Source organism: Sphingomonas sp. FW306-05-A (assembly GCF_058782275.1).
Genome location: NZ_JBYSXN010000014.1, coordinates 1 through 548 on the forward strand (window position 1 = coordinate 1; position 548 = coordinate 548).

The 548-nt window shown below is 58.8% G+C and carries 1 protein-coding gene; it reads right to left on the minus strand.

Features of this window, described 5'->3' with window-relative positions:
- The coding region (locus AC3WJR_RS20380; protein ID WP_492727488.1) for an alpha-L-arabinofuranosidase family protein at positions 1–501 on the minus strand (501 nt) is incomplete at its 3' end.
- Positions 502–548: the final 47 nt, after the last annotated feature.

Here is a 548-nt window from a genome sequence, read left to right on the forward strand (position 1 = left end):
CATATACGCCATCCAGTCGGCAGCTTCCTTGACGCTCCCCGATCCCATGTTGACAGAGATATAGGCCTCCGATCCGATTTGCTGGATGAAGTCGAAAAACTCGTCCGTGCCGAAATCATTTTTTTCGAGCGCGTTGCCCCAGCTTCCGTTGACGGTGACGGCACGCTTTGCTCGCGGACCGATGCCATCGCGCCAATGATATTCGTCGGCGAAACAGCCACCGGGCCAGCGTACGCTGGGTACTTTCAGGGCCTTCAGTGCAGTCACAACGTCGGTGCGTAAGCCGCGCACGTTCGGGATGGCTGAACCCTCGCCAACCCATACGCCCCCGTAAATCCCAGTGCCCAGATTCTCTGCAAACTGGCCGAAGATGTCGGGATTGATCTTGGGGCCGGTGCCAGCCGCCGCGATCGAAACCGTAATCGGTGCCGCCTGTGGAGGAGCTGAAGATGCCGAAGACGCAGCCATTGCTGCCGCGACCATACTGAAGAGCTTTCTCATGCCATCCCCCCTTGCAGCCGCTCCGAACAGCCCGCAATTATCAGACA